The following is a 13,147-nucleotide window of genomic DNA, read 5'->3' on the forward strand; positions in this document are numbered from 1 at the left end:
GTGCCGACCGGACCGGGGGAGCTCAGCGCGGGCGGGCGGTCCGCTCGACCAGGTCGATCGCGGTGCACAGCCCGAGCGCCAGCGCGCGGCCGCTGTTCGAGCCGCTGGCCAGCAGCGCCCGGATGGCCGGGACCAGCGGGCCGTCGCCGACCATCGCGCGGAGCACGGCGGCGTACTCACCGGTGACCCGGCCTGCGGCGGCGTGCCGCAGCAGCGCGCGGGACAGCTCGGTGGTGCGGCCGGCGGCCAGGGCGGTCACCCCGCTGCCGAAGCGCTCCGCGGCCGGGTGGCCCAGCAGCACCAGCCCGGCGGTGGTGCCGGCCAGCACGTCGTCGCCGACCGGGGTCAGGCCGGGGCCCTCACCGATCAGCCGGGTGGCCGTGCGCAGCGCCGCGTCCAGGTCGGCCCGGCGGACCGCACCGCGCAGTGCGGCCAGCGGCCCGCTGGGCCCACCGGCCAGACCCGGCAGCACGAACGCACTGTGCGGCACGCCCTCGCCGTAGAGCGCGGCGCGCAGCTCACGCACCCCCTCGGGCAGCAGCGCCGGCCGGGCCGTGGGCAGCTTGGGCCGCGGGTCCCACCACGCCGCCGCGCTGACGGTCAGGTCCCCGACGACCAGCCGCCCCCCACCCACCTGGGCCGGGGCACCGCTGGGCGCGGACACCAGCGGCCGCCCGTTGGACGGGCGGAACAGCACGCACCCCAGCGGCAGCCGCGCCGCGTCGGAGGTGAGGACCCCGACGACCTCGGGCCCGGACGGCGTCGGGACGCTGACGTACAGGGCCGAGGGCGCCGAGAGCAGCACCGTGCCCTGGCGCAGCGGACCACGGAGCAGCTCGGCCACCCCGGTGCTCGCCTGCGCCGGCACCGAGGGGCGCGCGCCCGGCCCGGACCCGGCGGAGGTGGCCCCGGACAGGTGGAGCGTCGGCATGCCCGCCCGGGCCGCGCGGCCCGGACGGCCCGAGCGTGGCGCGGGCGCCGAGCGCTCGAGCTCCGACGGCGCCGGGCCGCGGGCCGCCACCGAACGCGACCCGGTCGGACGTGGTGCCGGTGTACGTGGTGCCGCAGAGCGTGCTGCGGTCGTGTGCCGCGGGCCGCTGACAACCGTGTCCTCGCTGGTCACGAGCTCGCCCTGCCCACCGGTGTCCTCGTCGATCGTGCGCATCTGACCTCCACCCCCGTGCGGTCGCCGGCAGTGGTCGATGTGCCGACTGCCGTCCCGGTCTGCTCACCCTGGCGGCGGCGGCGCCCCCTGCTGCTCAGGGCCGCCTACCATCCGTTGCGGACACAGGTCGGGGGACGAACGTATGTGGCGCGCCCCCCAGGCCTGTATGGCGATTCTCGCCAAGGGTCGGTTCTCGCGTCCAGAGACGTCTGACAGAATCTCGCCTGGTTCTTGAGAGCACGGCGTTTTGGGGGTACGTACAGTGACCGAACGTGAGACGTCCGTGACATACGCTGCGCACAGTGATCGGTCGGCCACTTTCAGTTCGGTCCCGCCGTCGGCGGAGCCGGTGCTGTCGCAGCTGCCGCCGGCCGATCGCACGGCCCTGCAGGACAGCATGGGGCTCACGGTCGACCAGTTGCTCGACCTGCCCGGCCTGACCGGCACCATCGTCGTCGGCGGGGCCACCGGCACCCGGCGGATCGTGCGGCACGTCGTGGTCGAGGAGCCCAACGAGCCGCTCGGCAGCGCCGGGCCCGACGTGCTCGTCGTCCTGGACGGCCGCCTCGGGTCCCGTGACCCCGCGCAGAGCCGTGCGGTCATCGAGCGGCTGCACCGCGCCGGCAGCGGCGCGCTCGCGTTCCGCTCCGAGGGCGGGCAGGGCAACGCGGCCGGTGAGGTGCCTGCCGAGGTGCTCGCCGAGGCCGACCGGCGCGGTTTCCCGGTGCTCGCGCTGCCGTCGTCCACCCGGCTGGACGAGGTCGTCGCCGAGGTGCTCGGCGCGATCATCGACAAGCAGACCCAGGCGCTCAGCCTCGCCAACCGGATGCACAACCAGTTCATCGACGTGGCGCTGTCCGGCGGTGGGCTGGCCGAGGTGACCACGCAGGTCTCGACGTTCCTGGCAGGGGCGGCGGTGCTGGGGCTCGGGCCCGACCGTGAGGTCGCCACCCACGCCGGCCCGCCCGAGGAGGTCACCGAGATCCGCGACTGGCTGTGGCTGCTCGACGCCGCCGCCGACGACGCGTTCGGTGACCTCACCCCGGCCCGCCGGCTGTCGGGCAACCGCGCCGACCAGTCCGTGGTCACCCCCGCCGACGTCCTGGCCGACGCCGACCTGTCCCCGGCCGACGGCATCCTGCTCGTCCCCGGGCACCACGAGCTGCCCGGCGGCGTGGGGGAGTACGCGGTCGCCCCGGTCATGGCCGGTGAGCAGCGGCACGGCTGGCTGGTCGCGGTCAACCGGCACGGGCCGATGCTGCTGGGGGCCGGTGCGGTGCTCGAGCAGGCCGCCGTCATCGCGGCGCTGTCGGAGATCCGGATGCAGGCCGTGCACTCGGTCGAGCTGCGCTTCCAGGGCGACATGGTGCGCCGCCTCGTCGGGGGCTCCTTCGCCCACACCGAGCGGGCCCTGGCCTACGCGCGGTCCTTCGGCTGGCGGCTCGACGGCCCGGTCGTGGTCCTGGTGACCGCCACCGAGACCGTCGCCGACGCCGGCGCCGACCCCACCCGTGCGCTCGACGTGCTGGACCGGCTGGCCGACGGCTGGCGCTCCGCGGTGGACGGCGAGGTCGCCGGTGCGGCGGTCGCGGGCCTGGCCACGGAGATCGTCACCGTGCTGCCGCTGGACGGGCGCACGCCCGAGGAGCTCTCCGGGCTGGTCGCCGCGGTGACCGCACGGGTCAACGCCCGCCTCCGCCGGGTCGGCCGGCTCCTGGGCACCGGCATCGGGCGCCCGGCGGAGTCGCTGCAGGTGCTGGGCGATGCCTACCAGCAGGCCCAGCGCGCGCTGGTCGTCGGCCAGGAGATCCACGGCGGTCACGCGGTCACCCACTTCGACCAGCTGGGCGTCTTCCGGCTGCTGTCGCTGATCCCGGACAGCTCCGAGCTGCGCTCCTACGTCGACGAGGTGCTCGGGTCGCTGGCCGACTCCACCGACCCGGACTCCGTCGACCTGCGCGACACGCTGCGGGTGCTGCTGGAGACCAACCTCAACGTGGCGGAGTCCGCCCGCCGGCTGCACTTCCACTACAACACGATGCGCTACCGGATCGGCAAGCTGGAGCGGATGCTCGGGCCCTTCACCACCGACCCGACGCTGCGGCTGAACCTGCTGCTCGCGCTGCACGCCGCGCGGATCCGGGGGCTGGACCAGCCGCACCGGCCGCCGGTGGAGAGCGTCGCCGCCGCCGTCCTGGACGACGGGCTCGAGTCCCTGGTCTGACCGGCCGCGCGGAGTGATGCGCTGCGCAACCACTCCGCGCGTGCCGGGGGCGCCCGGCGGGCACCGGTCTCCCGGGGGCCGCGTCCGGCGGCCCGGAGGAGGCACGTCCGCATGACCGAGAACACCCGCCCGCTCGAGGGCAAGGTCGCGCTGGTGACCGGCGCGTCGTCGGGCATCGGTGAGGCGACCGCGGTCGCGCTGGCCGAGGCCGGTGCCGCGGTGGCCATCGGTGCGCGCCGCAGGGACCGGCTCGACGCCCTGGCCACCCGGCTGCGCGACGGCGGCGCCCGGGTGCTGCAGCTGGACCTCGACGTCACCGACGAGGCGCAGTGCACGGCGGCGGTGGCCCGCACCCGTGAGGAGCTCGGCGGTCTCGACGTCCTGGTCAACAACGCCGGCGTCATGCTGCTGGGCGTCATCACCGGCGCCGACCCGGAGGACTGGCGCCGCATGATCGACACCAACGTCATGGGCGTGATGTACATGACCCACGCCGCGATCGAGGGCATGGTCGCGCAGGGCTCCGGCGACATCGTGAACATGTCCAGCGTCGCCGGGCGCCAGGCCCGGGTCGGTGCCGGTGTCTACAACGCCAGCAAGTGGGCGGTGAACGCCTTCAGCGAGTCGCTGCGCCAGGAGGTCACCGAGCGCGGCGTGCGGATCGGCCTGGTCGAGCCCGGCGCGGTCGCCACCGAGCTGACCGACCACATCACCCAGGCCGACGCGAAGGCCGGCGCGCAGAAGATGTACACCGAGATGGTGCCGCTGCAGGCCGACGACATCGCCCGCGCGGTGCTCTACCTGGTCACCCAGCCGCCGCACGTGGCGGTCAACGAGGTGCTGGTGCGCCCCACCGCCCAGCAGCGCTGACCCTCACCGTCCGGCCTCGACCACCCGCTTGAGGGTGGCGAGGTCGGCGGTGACCGCGGCGGCGTCGGCGGCGAACGCCTCGTCGGTCGTCCCCGGCGCGCGGCGCAGCGTGAACACGACCTCGCAACCCGCGCCGTCGGGCAGCACCCGCAGCGGGTTGGTCACCGTGGTGCCGTCGGGCAGGGTCACGTCGTGGTCGAGGACGCCGAACGGGTTGCGCTCGGCGAAGCGGACGACGACCCGTCCCATGGGTGAGTCCGCCACCCACTCGCCGTCCACGCAGGCGATGCCGCCGGCCAGTCCTGCGGCCCACTCGGGCAGGTGGGCGGGGTCGCGGGCGTAGGCGTAGACCTCGGCGGCGGGCCGGTCGATCGACACGGCCAGGTGCAGCGAGGGCGGCATGCCCGGCATCGTGCCGCACCGGCGGCGTGTCCGGAGCGGGGGATCCGCTGGTGCCCGTACCCGGGCCCTACGGTCGCGCGATGAGCAGAGCACTGGACCGCGCCCTGCAGGCCGCCGGTGGTGTCGCCGTCGTCGGAGGCCTGCTCCTCGGCGGCATGTCGATGCCGCTCGCCGACTACGGGTGCCCCCCGGCCTTCGGTAGCGCCGACGAGCTGAACCGCCCGGACCTGATGATCGCGCCCTCCTGCGGAGAGCAGCGCGCCGAACGTCAGGAGACCGCGATCACCCTGCTGGTGCTCGGCCTGGGGCTGGGCGTCGGCGCCCAGGTGCACCTGCTGGTCGGCGGCACGCGGGCCAGGCCGGAGGAACGCTCGGCAGCCTGATGTCCGCGGCACCGGGTGCGCCCGGTCCCGCCCCGCCCACCGCTCGGCAGCCTGATGTCCGCGGCACCGGGTGCGCCCGGTCCCGCCCGGCCCACCGGACGACGGCCGGCCCGGGTGCCCGGGTTCAGCCGGAGACCGTGTCCGGTGCGGCCGCGAGGGCGTCGACGGCGCGGTCGAGCAGCTCGCCCAGCAGGTGCTGCTCCCCGGGGGTGAGCACGTGCAGCTGCGGCGCCACCGCCCGGAAGGCGACGGTTGCGGCCATCGGGCCGGCGTCGGCCGCGGCCGGGGCGTCGGTGAGCACCTCGCGCAGCACCGCCTGGAACATGCTGTCGGCCAGTCCGGGGTCGCGCTGGGCGGGCGGGGTGGCCAGCAGGACGTGGATGGCGCCGATCCCGGCCGCCTGGAACACCGCGACGGCGCGCTGCTCGCTCACCTGCAGCCGGCCGGCCGCGGCGACCCGCCTGATCCGGGCGGCGAGCACCTCCCGGCCCTGCTGGGCGGCGGGGGAGGGGCGCACCCGGTCGGGGTCGCTGAGCAGCCGGAACAGCGTCGGGTTGCCCACGCCGAACTCGATCTGCCGGTCCCACCCGGCGCGCAGGTCCTCGACCGGGTCGACGTCCTCGGCGGTCGCGGACTCCACGAGGGCGGCCTTCTCGGTCACGTACCGGGTCATCACGTGCTCGGCGACGGCGTCGAGCAGGCCGTCCTTGTCACCGAACAGGCGGTAGATGGCCGGCGGCTGCACGCCGGCCGCCTCGGCCACGCCCCGGGTGGTCACCGCCGCCGGGCCATGCTCGCGCAGCAGCTGGGCGGCGCCGTCGACGATGCGCGTGCGCAGGTCGCCCCGGTCGGTCTCGGTCACGTATCGACGATATCGCACGAGCGGTACCGCTGTGATATCAATGGAACCGCTTCACCGATTCCAGTGATACGAGCACAGGAGACCACCATGATCACCGTCACCGGAGCGACCGGCGCCCTCAACGGCGCGACCGTCGACCACCTGCTCGAGCGACTGCCCGCCGACCAGCTCGTCGTCGTCGCCCGCGACGTCGCGAAGGCCCAGCGGTTCGCCGAGCGGGGGGTGCAGGTGCGCCACGGCGACTACGCCGACCCGTCGTCCCTCCCGGCCGCCTTCGCGGGTGCGGACCAGCTGCTGCTGGTGTCCTCCAGCGACCCCGCCGCCGACGCCGTGGCCCTGCACCGCACCGCCGTCGAGGCCGCGGTCGCGGCCGGTGTCGGCCGCGTTCTCTACACCAGCCACCAGGGCGCCGCGCCCACGACGCCGTTCGGCCCCGGGCGCGACCACGCCGCCACCGAGCAGCTGCTCGCGGAGTCGGGTCTCCCGTGGACCTCGCTGCGCAACGGCTTCTACGCCCACAGCCTGCTGTTCATGACCGGGTCGTGGCGGGAGACCGGCCGGATCGAGGTCCCGGCCGACGGCCCGGTCTCCTGGACCTCCCGCGAGGACGAGGCCGAGGCCGCCGCGCTGGTGCTGCTCTCCGACGGTGGGCACGACGGCCCGGTGACGCTCACCGCGAGCGCCGCGCCGACCTTCGCCGACGTCGCCGCGATCGCCGCCGAGGTCAGCGGGCGGCCGGTCGAGCGCGTGCTCGTCGACCCCGACGAGTGGATCGCCGGTCAGGTCGCGGGCGGGACACCGGAGTTCGTCGCCCGCTTCATGCTGGGCATGTACTCCGCCGCCGAGCAGGGCTTCTTCGCCGGTGTCGACCCGCTGCTCGGCGAGCTGCTGGGTCGCGAGCCGCGGACGGTCCGCGACGTGCTCGCGGCGCCGGCTCACTGAGGCGACCGCACCTCTCCTGCCGTCGGTCGCAACGGGACGGCCAGTCCCGGTGCGGTGGCCGGAACCCGCCGGAACACGTCGCCGGCCCCGCCTAGGGTCGGCGACGTGCCCTCCACCCCGCGCGTCCCCCTGGTCCTGCTCGCGGTGTCGGTGACCGTGCTGGCCTGGGCGTCGGCCTTCATCGGCATCCGCTCGGTCGGTGAGCACCTCTCACCGGGCGCGCTGGCGCTGGGCCGGCTGGCCGTCGGCACGGTCGTGCTCGGCCTGCTGCTGGCCCGGCGCGGCTGGGTGCGGCCCACCGCGGGGGAGTGGCGGCTGCTGGTCGTGTGCGGGGTCGGTTGGTTCGGGGTCTACAACGTCGCCCTCAACGCCGCCGAGCAGCACCTGGACGCCGGCACCACCGCGATGCTGGTCAACATCGGCCCGCTGCTCATCGCGGTCTTCGCCGGCCTGCTGCTCGGGGAGGGCTTCCCGCGCTGGCTGGTCATCGGGCTGGCGATCGCCTTCTGCGGCGTCCTGCTCATCGGGCTGGCCACCCGCAGCGCGGGTGCCGACCTGCTCGGCGTCGTCCTCTGCCTGGTCGCCGCGCTCACCTACGCCGTCGGCGTGGTCTCCCAGAAGCCGCTGCTGCGCCGGCTGCCGGCGCTGCAGGTGACCGCCACCGCCTGCGCGATCGGCGCGGTGTGCTGCCTGCCGTGGGCCGGGGCCCTGGTCACCGACCTCGGGACGGCGCCGGTGTCCTCGGTGCTGGGCATGGTCTACCTCGGCGCGGTGCCGACGGCGCTGGCGTTCAGCACCTGGGCCTACGCGCTGGGCCGGATGGACGCCGGCCGGCTGGCGGTGACCACCTACCTGGTGCCGCCGATCGTGGTGCTGCTGGGCTGGGCGCTGCTGGACGAGGTGCCGGCCGCCCTGGCGATCGTCGGCGGGGCGGTCTGCCTGGTCGGGGTGGCGGTGTCCCGGCGCCGGGTGCGTACTCCGGTACCGGTACCGGTGCCCGCCGAGGCCGGTGCGTCCACGTGAGCGGTCAGGGTGCCGACAGCACCCGGGCCAGGTCGGCCAGCGCGCCGGGCACCAGGGCGTAGTAGGCCCACACCCCGCGCTTGTCCCGGGTCATCAGCCCGGCGTCGACGAGCACCTTGAGGTGGTGGGAGACCGTCGGCTGGGACAGGCCCACCGGCTCGGTCAGGTCGCAGACGCAGGCCTCGCCACCGTGCGCGGCGACCAGGGACACCAGCCGCAGGCGGGTCGGGTCGGCCAGCGCCTTCACCGTGCGGGCCAGCGTCCGGGCGTCCTCCGCCGACAGGGGGGACCCCTGCAGGGGGGAGCAGCAGGCGACAGCGGTCATGCGCCCATCGTGCCGCAGACATTGACATCCGTCGATGCTTGCGGTCAGAGTTGCCCCCGTCGAGGCATCGACGGACGTCGATGGGGGAGGACACCATGAGCGAGCTCCGCGAGCAGGTGCGCGACCGCTACGCCGCGCTGGCCCGGGAGGTCACCGACGCCGGGTGCTGTGGTCCGCAGCCGGTCGAGGTCGACGAGCGCTTCGGTGCCGGGTTGTACGCCGACGGCGAGACCGAGGGGCTGCCCGCGGAGGCGCTGGCGGCCAGCCTGGGCTGCGGCAACCCGATGGTGGTCGCCGACCTCCGGCCGGGGGAGCGGGTGTTGGACCTCGGTTCCGGCGGCGGCATCGACGTGCTGCTGTCCGCCCGCCGGGTGGGGTCGACCGGCTTCGCGTACGGGGTGGACATGACCGAGGAGATGCTCGCCCTGGCCCGGCGCAGCGCCGAGCAGGCCGGTGTCACCAACGTGGAGTTCCGCCGCGGGGAGATCGAGGCGCTGCCCTTCCCCGACGCCAGCGTCGACGTCGTCATCAGCAACTGCGTGGTCAACCTGTCCACCGACAAGGCCGCCGTCCTCGCCGAGGCGTTCCGGGTGCTGACGCCCGGCGGCCGGTTCGGCGTCTCCGACGTCGTCGCCGAGGACTCCCTCACCCCGGCGGAGCGGGCCGCCCGCGGCAGTCACGTCGGCTGCATCGCCGGCGCGCTGTCGATCAGCGAGTACACCGCTGGCTTGCTGGCCGCGGGCTTCACCGACCCGGAGGTCGTGCTCACGCACCCGGTCGCCGACGGGATGCACGGCGCGGTCGTGCGCGCGGTCAAGCCCGCGTGAGCGACGTCGTCGGCGACCTCGCCCGCCCCGCCCCCGACGCCCCGGTCCTGGCCCGGCTCTCGCGGCTGGACCGGTTCCTGCCGGTGTGGATCCTCGCCGCGATGGCCGCCGGGCTGCTGCTGGGCCGCAGCGTCCCCGGCCTGGACGACGCCCTGGACTCCGTCCGGGTGGGGGAGGTCAGCCTGCCGATCGCGGTCGGGCTGCTGCTGATGATGTACCCGGTGCTGGCCAAGGTCCGGTACTCCGAGCTGGACCGGGTGACCGGTGACCGCCGGATGCTGGGCGCCTCGCTGGTGCTCAACTGGCTGGTCGGCCCGGCGCTGATGTTCGCCCTGGCCTGGCTGCTGCTGCCCGACCTGCCCGAGTACCGCACCGGCCTGGTGATCGTCGGCCTGGCCCGGTGCATCGCGATGGTGCTGATCTGGAACGACCTCTCCTGCGGTGACCGCGAGGCCGCCGCGGTGCTGGTGGCGATCAACTCGGTGTTCCAGATCGTCGCCTTCGCCGCGCTGGGCTGGTTCTACCTGCAGGTGCTGCCCGGCTGGCTGGGCCTGTCGACCACCTCGGCGGAGTTCAGCGTCGGCGCCATCGTGGTCAGCGTGCTCGTCTTCCTGGGCGTCCCGCTGGCCGCCGGGTTCCTCACCCGCACGATCGGGGAACGGACCCGCGGCCGCACCTGGTACGAGAGCCGGTTCCTGCCGCGGATCGGCCCGGTCGCGCTCTACGGTCTGCTGTTCACCATCGTCATGCTGTTCGCGCTGCAGGGCGAGGCGATCACCGCAGCACCCTGGGACGTCGTCCGCATCGCGCTGCCGCTGCTGGCCTACTTCGCGCTCATGTTCAGCGGCTCGTTCGCCCTCGGCCTGCGGCTGCGGCTCGGGTACGCGAAGACCGCGACCCTGGCCTTCACCGCCACCGGCAACAACTTCGAGCTGGCCATCGCGGTGGCCATCGGCACGTTCGGCGTCACCTCCGGGCAGGCGCTGGCCGGCGTGGTCGAGCCGCTGATCGAGGTGCCGGTGCTCGTCGCGCTGGTGTACGTCTCGCTGTGGGCCGGCCGCCGCTGGCTGTCCGACGACCCCACCGTCCCCCTCAGGAGGATCCCGTGAGCACCCCCAGCGTCCTGTTCGTCTGCGTGCACAACGCCGGCCGCTCCCAGATGGCCGCCGGCTGGCTGCGGCACCTGGCCGGCGACGCCGTCGAGGTCCGCTCCGCCGGTTCCGTGCCCGGTGACCAGGTCAACCCGGCCGCGGTCGCGGCGATGGCCGAGGTCGGCATCGACATCTCCGACCAGCGGCCGAAGGTGCTCACCACCGACGCCGTCGAGGCCTCCGACGTGGTGATCACCATGGGCTGCGGCGACGCCTGCCCGGTCTTCCCCGGCAAGCAGTACCTGGACTGGGCGCTCACCGACCCGGCCGGCAAGGGCGTCGAGGCGGTGCGACCGATCCGCGACGAGATCGAGGTCCGCATCCGCGGCCTGCTCGCCGAGCTGGACGTCGCCGCCCGGTGACCCAGGCCGTCCTGCGCACCGACCGGCTGCTGCTCGAGCCGCTGTCGGACGCCCATGTCGAGCTCGAGGTGGAGCTGGACGGCGACCCGCAGGTGATGCGGTACCTGGAGGTCCGGCCGCGCACCCGCGACGAGGTGCTGGCCCGCCACCCGCAACGGCTGGCGGTGGCCGACCGGGCGCCCGGGCTGGGGTTCTGGGTGGGCTCGGTGGACGGCGACCCGGTCGGCTGGTGGCTGCTCGACGTGCCCGAGCGCCCCGACCAGGGGGCGGCCGAGGGGCAGGCCGAGCTGGGCTACCGGCTGCTGCCGCGCTGGTGGCGGCGCGGGCTGGCCACCGAGGGCGCGCGCGAGCTGGTGCGGCACGCCTTCGCCGACCTCGGTCTGCGCCGGGTGTTCGCCGAGACGATGGCGGTCAACGCCGGGTCGCGTGCGGTGATGGCCGCAGCCGGCCTGGAGCACGTCCGCACGTTCCACCTGGAGTGGGAGACGCCGCTGCCCGGGGCCGAGCACGGTGAGGTCGAGTACGCGCTCACCCGTGAGGCCTGGCGCGCCCGGACCCCGGACGCGCGATGATGGCGCGGCAGTGCACGGCCCGGATGAGCGGAGAGCTGTCGTGGTGGACGTCGTGGCCGTCGTCGGTGGCTTCTCCTCGACCGGTGGCGACAGCACCCCGTGGGCAGGGCTGGGCTTCGCCGTCACCGTGCTGCTGTCGCTGGCCGGCGGGGTGATCAGCGTCAGGCGCCAACGCAGGGCGCGCCCTCGGCGCCGCGAGAGTGCGCCCAGCGGGCGCCGACCCGCGGAGGACGCCCGCTGACCGCACTCTCGTCCCGACCGACGTGCTGGCCGGCGTCGGGAGTGCGCTGAGCGGGCGCCCGCTGACCGCACTCTCGACGGGAGCGGGTCAGCGGCGGCGGGGGGCCCAGGGGTCGTCGGGGTCGAAGTCGTCGTCCTGCACGTCGGCTGGTGCGGGCGCGGCCGGGCGGGGCGCGGGGGTGGCGGCCCCGCGGGCGGCGGCCTCCAGCGCGGCGTCCCGGGCGGCGGCCTGCTGGGCGCGCTGCAGCCGGGCGTCCTCGCGCAGCTGGCGCCGGCTCGGCGTCCCGTCGGCGTTGGTGAGCGCCAGCCAGTCGTCCTTCTGCCGCCACAGCGCGATGCCGGCCGCGGCCAGCCCGATCGGCAGGACGTAGGCGGCGACCCGCTCGGTGCCGCCCTCGCCGAGGAAGAGGAACACGGCCGCGCCGAAGAAGATCGTCGCGATGATGCCGAGCAGGCCGAGCGCGGCCAGCGTGGTGCCCAGGCCCTCGGAGCGGGGCCGCACGCCGTAGGCCAGTGCGGTCAGCCCGATCGCGCCACCCAGCAGGTGCACCCCGGCGGCGACCGCGTGCACGCCGCCGTCGCCGTCGGAGGGGAAGATCCCGACCAGCAGCACGCCGATGCCCGAGAGGGTCAGCAGCAGCCGGGTCAGCCGCCCGCCCGTGCCGGCCAGTCCGGGACCGAGCAGCAGGGCGCCGGCGGCGATGAGCACGCCCTGGACGATGAACGAGCCGTTCATCAGCAGCCGGGCCGGGGACACCGCCGTCCCCAGGTCGCTGATCGTGTCCTCGGCGTAGGAGTAGCCCCCGAACCGGGAGGCCGCGATCGCCTCCACGACGAAGAACTGCAGAGTCAGCACCCATGCGAGTCCGCCCAGGCGGTACCGGCTGTCCGTCACGAGGTCTGATGGTCCCAGCCCCGGCAGGGCCGCGGGGGCCGGGGCGGCAGAGTGGGGGTGTGACCATGCGCTCCCTCGCCGTGTTCGGGCTCGCCGCGCTGCTGGAGATCGGCGGGGCCTGGCTGGTCTGGCAGGGGCTGCGCGAGCACCGCGGCTGGCTGTGGGTGGGGCTGGGCATGGTGGCCCTGGCGCTCTACGGCGTGGTCACCACCCTGCAGCCCGACGCCGCCTTCGGCCGGGTGCTGGCCGCCTACGGCGGGGTGTTCGTCGCCGGGTCGCTGCTGTGGGCGGTGGTCGCCGACGGCTTCCGCCCCGACCGCTGGGACCTCCTGGGCGCGGCGGTCTGCCTGGTCGGCGTCTCGGTGATCATGTACGCGCCGCGCGGCAGCTGACTCAGGTCAGCGCCAGCACCGCGGCGTACTGCCCGGCCGACAGCCAGGACGGGTTGCTGCCGGCGGGCATCCGCAGCACCTCGGCGTCCCGCACGGCCGGGTCGGCCAGCAGCTCGGCCCGGTCGACCGGCTCGGCCAGCCGGGTCAGCTGCACCGGCACCGCCGGCCCGTCGTGGGTGTCACGCACCGGGCCGGTCACCACGCCCAGGGCGTGCACGCCGGGGCGATCCCGACCGCTGACCCACAGCAGCACCGGCTGCCCGGCCCGCACCAGCCCCAGCCGGTAGGAGGGCCGCAGACAGCGGTCGATCTCGGCGCTGGCCCCGGGCAGCCAGCCGGGCAGGACGGCGTCGGGGAGCCGGGTGCTCTTGATCACCCAGCAGGCCACGTCGTCGGCGGTGAGTCGGCCCATGCCGCCAGCCAACCAGCCGCCGGCATCACCCGAGCGGGCGGTTCCGGTGGTGCACCGCCCGGTCTCGTGCTGCTGAACCCGCCCGTTCCCCCTAGCGTCA

Annotated in this window: 17 protein-coding genes; 11 read left to right on the forward strand and 6 right to left on the reverse strand. The window is 75.2% G+C overall.

What is annotated here, in order from left to right:
- Positions 1 to 22 precede the first annotated feature (22 nt).
- Positions 23 to 931 carry a DUF2877 domain-containing protein gene (locus tag KUM42_RS19510; RefSeq protein WP_237494170.1) on the reverse strand — a complete coding sequence of 303 codons (909 nt, stop codon included), beginning with the start codon at positions 929 to 931 and terminating at the stop codon, positions 23 to 25.
- A 583-nt stretch (positions 932 to 1,514) separates the two neighbouring features.
- Here KUM42_RS19510 and KUM42_RS19515 point away from each other — a divergent pair.
- Positions 1,515 to 3,389, forward strand: a complete 1,875-nt coding sequence (locus KUM42_RS19515) for a PucR family transcriptional regulator (protein ID WP_237494171.1) — start codon at positions 1,515 to 1,517, stop codon at positions 3,387 to 3,389.
- A 111-nt stretch (positions 3,390 to 3,500) separates the two neighbouring features.
- On the forward strand, positions 3,501 to 4,259 hold the full coding sequence (locus KUM42_RS19520) for an SDR family NAD(P)-dependent oxidoreductase (protein ID WP_237494172.1): 759 nt from the start codon (positions 3,501 to 3,503) through the stop codon (positions 4,257 to 4,259).
- Between the two features lie 3 nt (positions 4,260 to 4,262).
- On the opposite strand, the gene KUM42_RS19525 is transcribed toward KUM42_RS19520, so the two are convergent.
- The gene (locus KUM42_RS19525) at positions 4,263 to 4,661 is read right to left on the reverse strand and encodes an SRPBCC family protein (protein ID WP_237494173.1); all 399 of its coding nucleotides are present in this window, start codon (positions 4,659 to 4,661) and stop codon (positions 4,263 to 4,265) included.
- 80 nt (positions 4,662 to 4,741) lie between these two features.
- Here KUM42_RS19525 and KUM42_RS19530 point away from each other — a divergent pair, with 80 nt between their 5' ends.
- The gene (locus tag KUM42_RS19530; protein WP_237494174.1) at positions 4,742 to 5,044 is read left to right on the forward strand and encodes a hypothetical protein; all 303 of its coding nucleotides are present in this window, start codon (positions 4,742 to 4,744) and stop codon (positions 5,042 to 5,044) included.
- 124 nt (positions 5,045 to 5,168) lie between these two features.
- On the opposite strand, the gene KUM42_RS19535 is transcribed toward KUM42_RS19530, so the two are convergent.
- Positions 5,169 to 5,906, reverse strand: a complete 738-nt coding sequence (locus tag KUM42_RS19535) for a TetR/AcrR family transcriptional regulator (RefSeq protein WP_237494175.1) — start codon at positions 5,904 to 5,906, stop codon at positions 5,169 to 5,171.
- A gap of 87 nt (positions 5,907 to 5,993) precedes the next feature.
- Between KUM42_RS19535 and KUM42_RS19540 the strand changes: the two genes are divergently transcribed.
- Both KUM42_RS19540 and KUM42_RS19545 read left to right on the forward strand, forming a co-directional pair.
- Complete coding sequence (locus KUM42_RS19540; protein WP_237494176.1) at positions 5,994 to 6,848, forward strand: SDR family oxidoreductase; 855 nt, start codon at positions 5,994 to 5,996, stop codon at positions 6,846 to 6,848.
- Between the two features lie 105 nt (positions 6,849 to 6,953).
- Positions 6,954 to 7,871 carry a DMT family transporter gene (locus tag KUM42_RS19545; protein WP_237494177.1) on the forward strand — a complete coding sequence of 306 codons (918 nt, stop codon included), beginning with the start codon at positions 6,954 to 6,956 and terminating at the stop codon, positions 7,869 to 7,871.
- A 4-nt stretch (positions 7,872 to 7,875) separates the two neighbouring features.
- Here the strand turns inward: KUM42_RS19545 and KUM42_RS19550 are convergent, their stop codons facing one another.
- Positions 7,876 to 8,196, reverse strand: a complete 321-nt coding sequence (locus KUM42_RS19550) for a metalloregulator ArsR/SmtB family transcription factor (RefSeq protein ID WP_237494178.1) — start codon at positions 8,194 to 8,196, stop codon at positions 7,876 to 7,878.
- A 95-nt stretch (positions 8,197 to 8,291) separates the two neighbouring features.
- Here KUM42_RS19550 and arsM point away from each other — a divergent pair, with 95 nt between their 5' ends.
- From arsM to KUM42_RS19575, 5 genes are read left to right on the forward strand one after another with little or no spacing between them, the layout of a single operon-like run.
- Positions 8,292 to 9,023: an arsenite methyltransferase gene (arsM, locus tag KUM42_RS19555; protein ID WP_237494179.1), complete on the forward strand. Its 732-nt coding sequence runs from the start codon at positions 8,292 to 8,294 to the stop codon at positions 9,021 to 9,023.
- Positions 9,020 to 10,132 (forward strand): ACR3 family arsenite efflux transporter, encoded by a 1,113-nt coding sequence (arsB, locus tag KUM42_RS19560; protein ID WP_304610720.1) that lies wholly within the window; start codon positions 9,020 to 9,022, stop codon positions 10,130 to 10,132. Before arsM ends, arsB begins: the two co-directional genes overlap by 4 nt.
- Positions 10,129 to 10,536: an arsenate reductase ArsC gene (locus KUM42_RS19565; protein ID WP_255557523.1), complete on the forward strand. Its 408-nt coding sequence runs from the start codon at positions 10,129 to 10,131 to the stop codon at positions 10,534 to 10,536. Before arsB ends, KUM42_RS19565 begins: the two co-directional genes overlap by 4 nt.
- Complete coding sequence (locus tag KUM42_RS19570; protein ID WP_237494180.1) at positions 10,533 to 11,108, forward strand: GNAT family N-acetyltransferase; 576 nt, start codon at positions 10,533 to 10,535, stop codon at positions 11,106 to 11,108. Before KUM42_RS19565 ends, KUM42_RS19570 begins: the two co-directional genes overlap by 4 nt.
- Positions 11,109 to 11,148: 40 nt before the next feature.
- Positions 11,149 to 11,349 (forward strand): LPXTG cell wall anchor domain-containing protein, encoded by a 201-nt coding sequence (locus KUM42_RS19575; protein WP_237494181.1) that lies wholly within the window; start codon positions 11,149 to 11,151, stop codon positions 11,347 to 11,349.
- 87 nt (positions 11,350 to 11,436) lie between these two features.
- Here KUM42_RS19575 and KUM42_RS19580 read toward each other — a convergent pair whose 3' ends face one another.
- A complete protein-coding gene (locus KUM42_RS19580; protein WP_237494182.1) occupies positions 11,437 to 12,204 on the reverse strand; it encodes a DUF998 domain-containing protein in 768 nt (255 codons plus the stop codon).
- Positions 12,205 to 12,308: 104 nt separating this feature from the next.
- Here KUM42_RS19580 and KUM42_RS19585 point away from each other — a divergent pair, with 104 nt between their 5' ends.
- Complete coding sequence (locus KUM42_RS19585) at positions 12,309 to 12,635, forward strand: YnfA family protein (RefSeq protein ID WP_237494183.1); 327 nt, start codon at positions 12,309 to 12,311, stop codon at positions 12,633 to 12,635.
- 1 nt (position 12,636) lies between these two features.
- Here KUM42_RS19585 and KUM42_RS19590 read toward each other — a convergent pair whose 3' ends face one another.
- Positions 12,637 to 13,047 (reverse strand): hypothetical protein, encoded by a 411-nt coding sequence (locus KUM42_RS19590; RefSeq protein ID WP_237494184.1) that lies wholly within the window; start codon positions 13,045 to 13,047, stop codon positions 12,637 to 12,639.
- Positions 13,048 to 13,147 lie beyond the last annotated feature (100 nt).

This window comes from Modestobacter sp. L9-4 (assembly GCF_019112525.1).
GTDB lineage: Bacteria > Actinomycetota > Actinomycetes > Mycobacteriales > Geodermatophilaceae > Modestobacter.

Excerpts from the sequence above, each read along its gene's own strand:
- KUM42_RS19510 (WP_237494170.1), bottom strand. The coding sequence starts at position 931 with ATGCCGACGCTCCACCTGTCCGGGGCCACCTCCGCCGGGTCCGGGCCG.
- KUM42_RS19520 (WP_237494172.1), top strand. The coding sequence starts at position 3,501 with ATGACCGAGAACACCCGCCCGCTCGAGGGCAAGGTCGCGCTGGTGACC.
- KUM42_RS19525 (WP_237494173.1), bottom strand. The coding sequence starts at position 4,661 with ATGCCGCCCTCGCTGCACCTGGCCGTGTCGATCGACCGGCCCGCCGCC.
- KUM42_RS19530 (WP_237494174.1), top strand. The coding sequence starts at position 4,742 with ATGAGCAGAGCACTGGACCGCGCCCTGCAGGCCGCCGGTGGTGTCGCC.
- KUM42_RS19540 (WP_237494176.1), top strand. The coding sequence starts at position 5,994 with ATGATCACCGTCACCGGAGCGACCGGCGCCCTCAACGGCGCGACCGTC.
- KUM42_RS19550 (WP_237494178.1), bottom strand. The coding sequence starts at position 8,196 with ATGACCGCTGTCGCCTGCTGCTCCCCCCTGCAGGGGTCCCCCCTGTCG.
- arsM (WP_237494179.1), top strand. The coding sequence starts at position 8,292 with ATGAGCGAGCTCCGCGAGCAGGTGCGCGACCGCTACGCCGCGCTGGCC.
- KUM42_RS19585 (WP_237494183.1), top strand. The coding sequence starts at position 12,309 with ATGCGCTCCCTCGCCGTGTTCGGGCTCGCCGCGCTGCTGGAGATCGGC.
- KUM42_RS19590 (WP_237494184.1), bottom strand. The coding sequence starts at position 13,047 with ATGGGCCGACTCACCGCCGACGACGTGGCCTGCTGGGTGATCAAGAGC.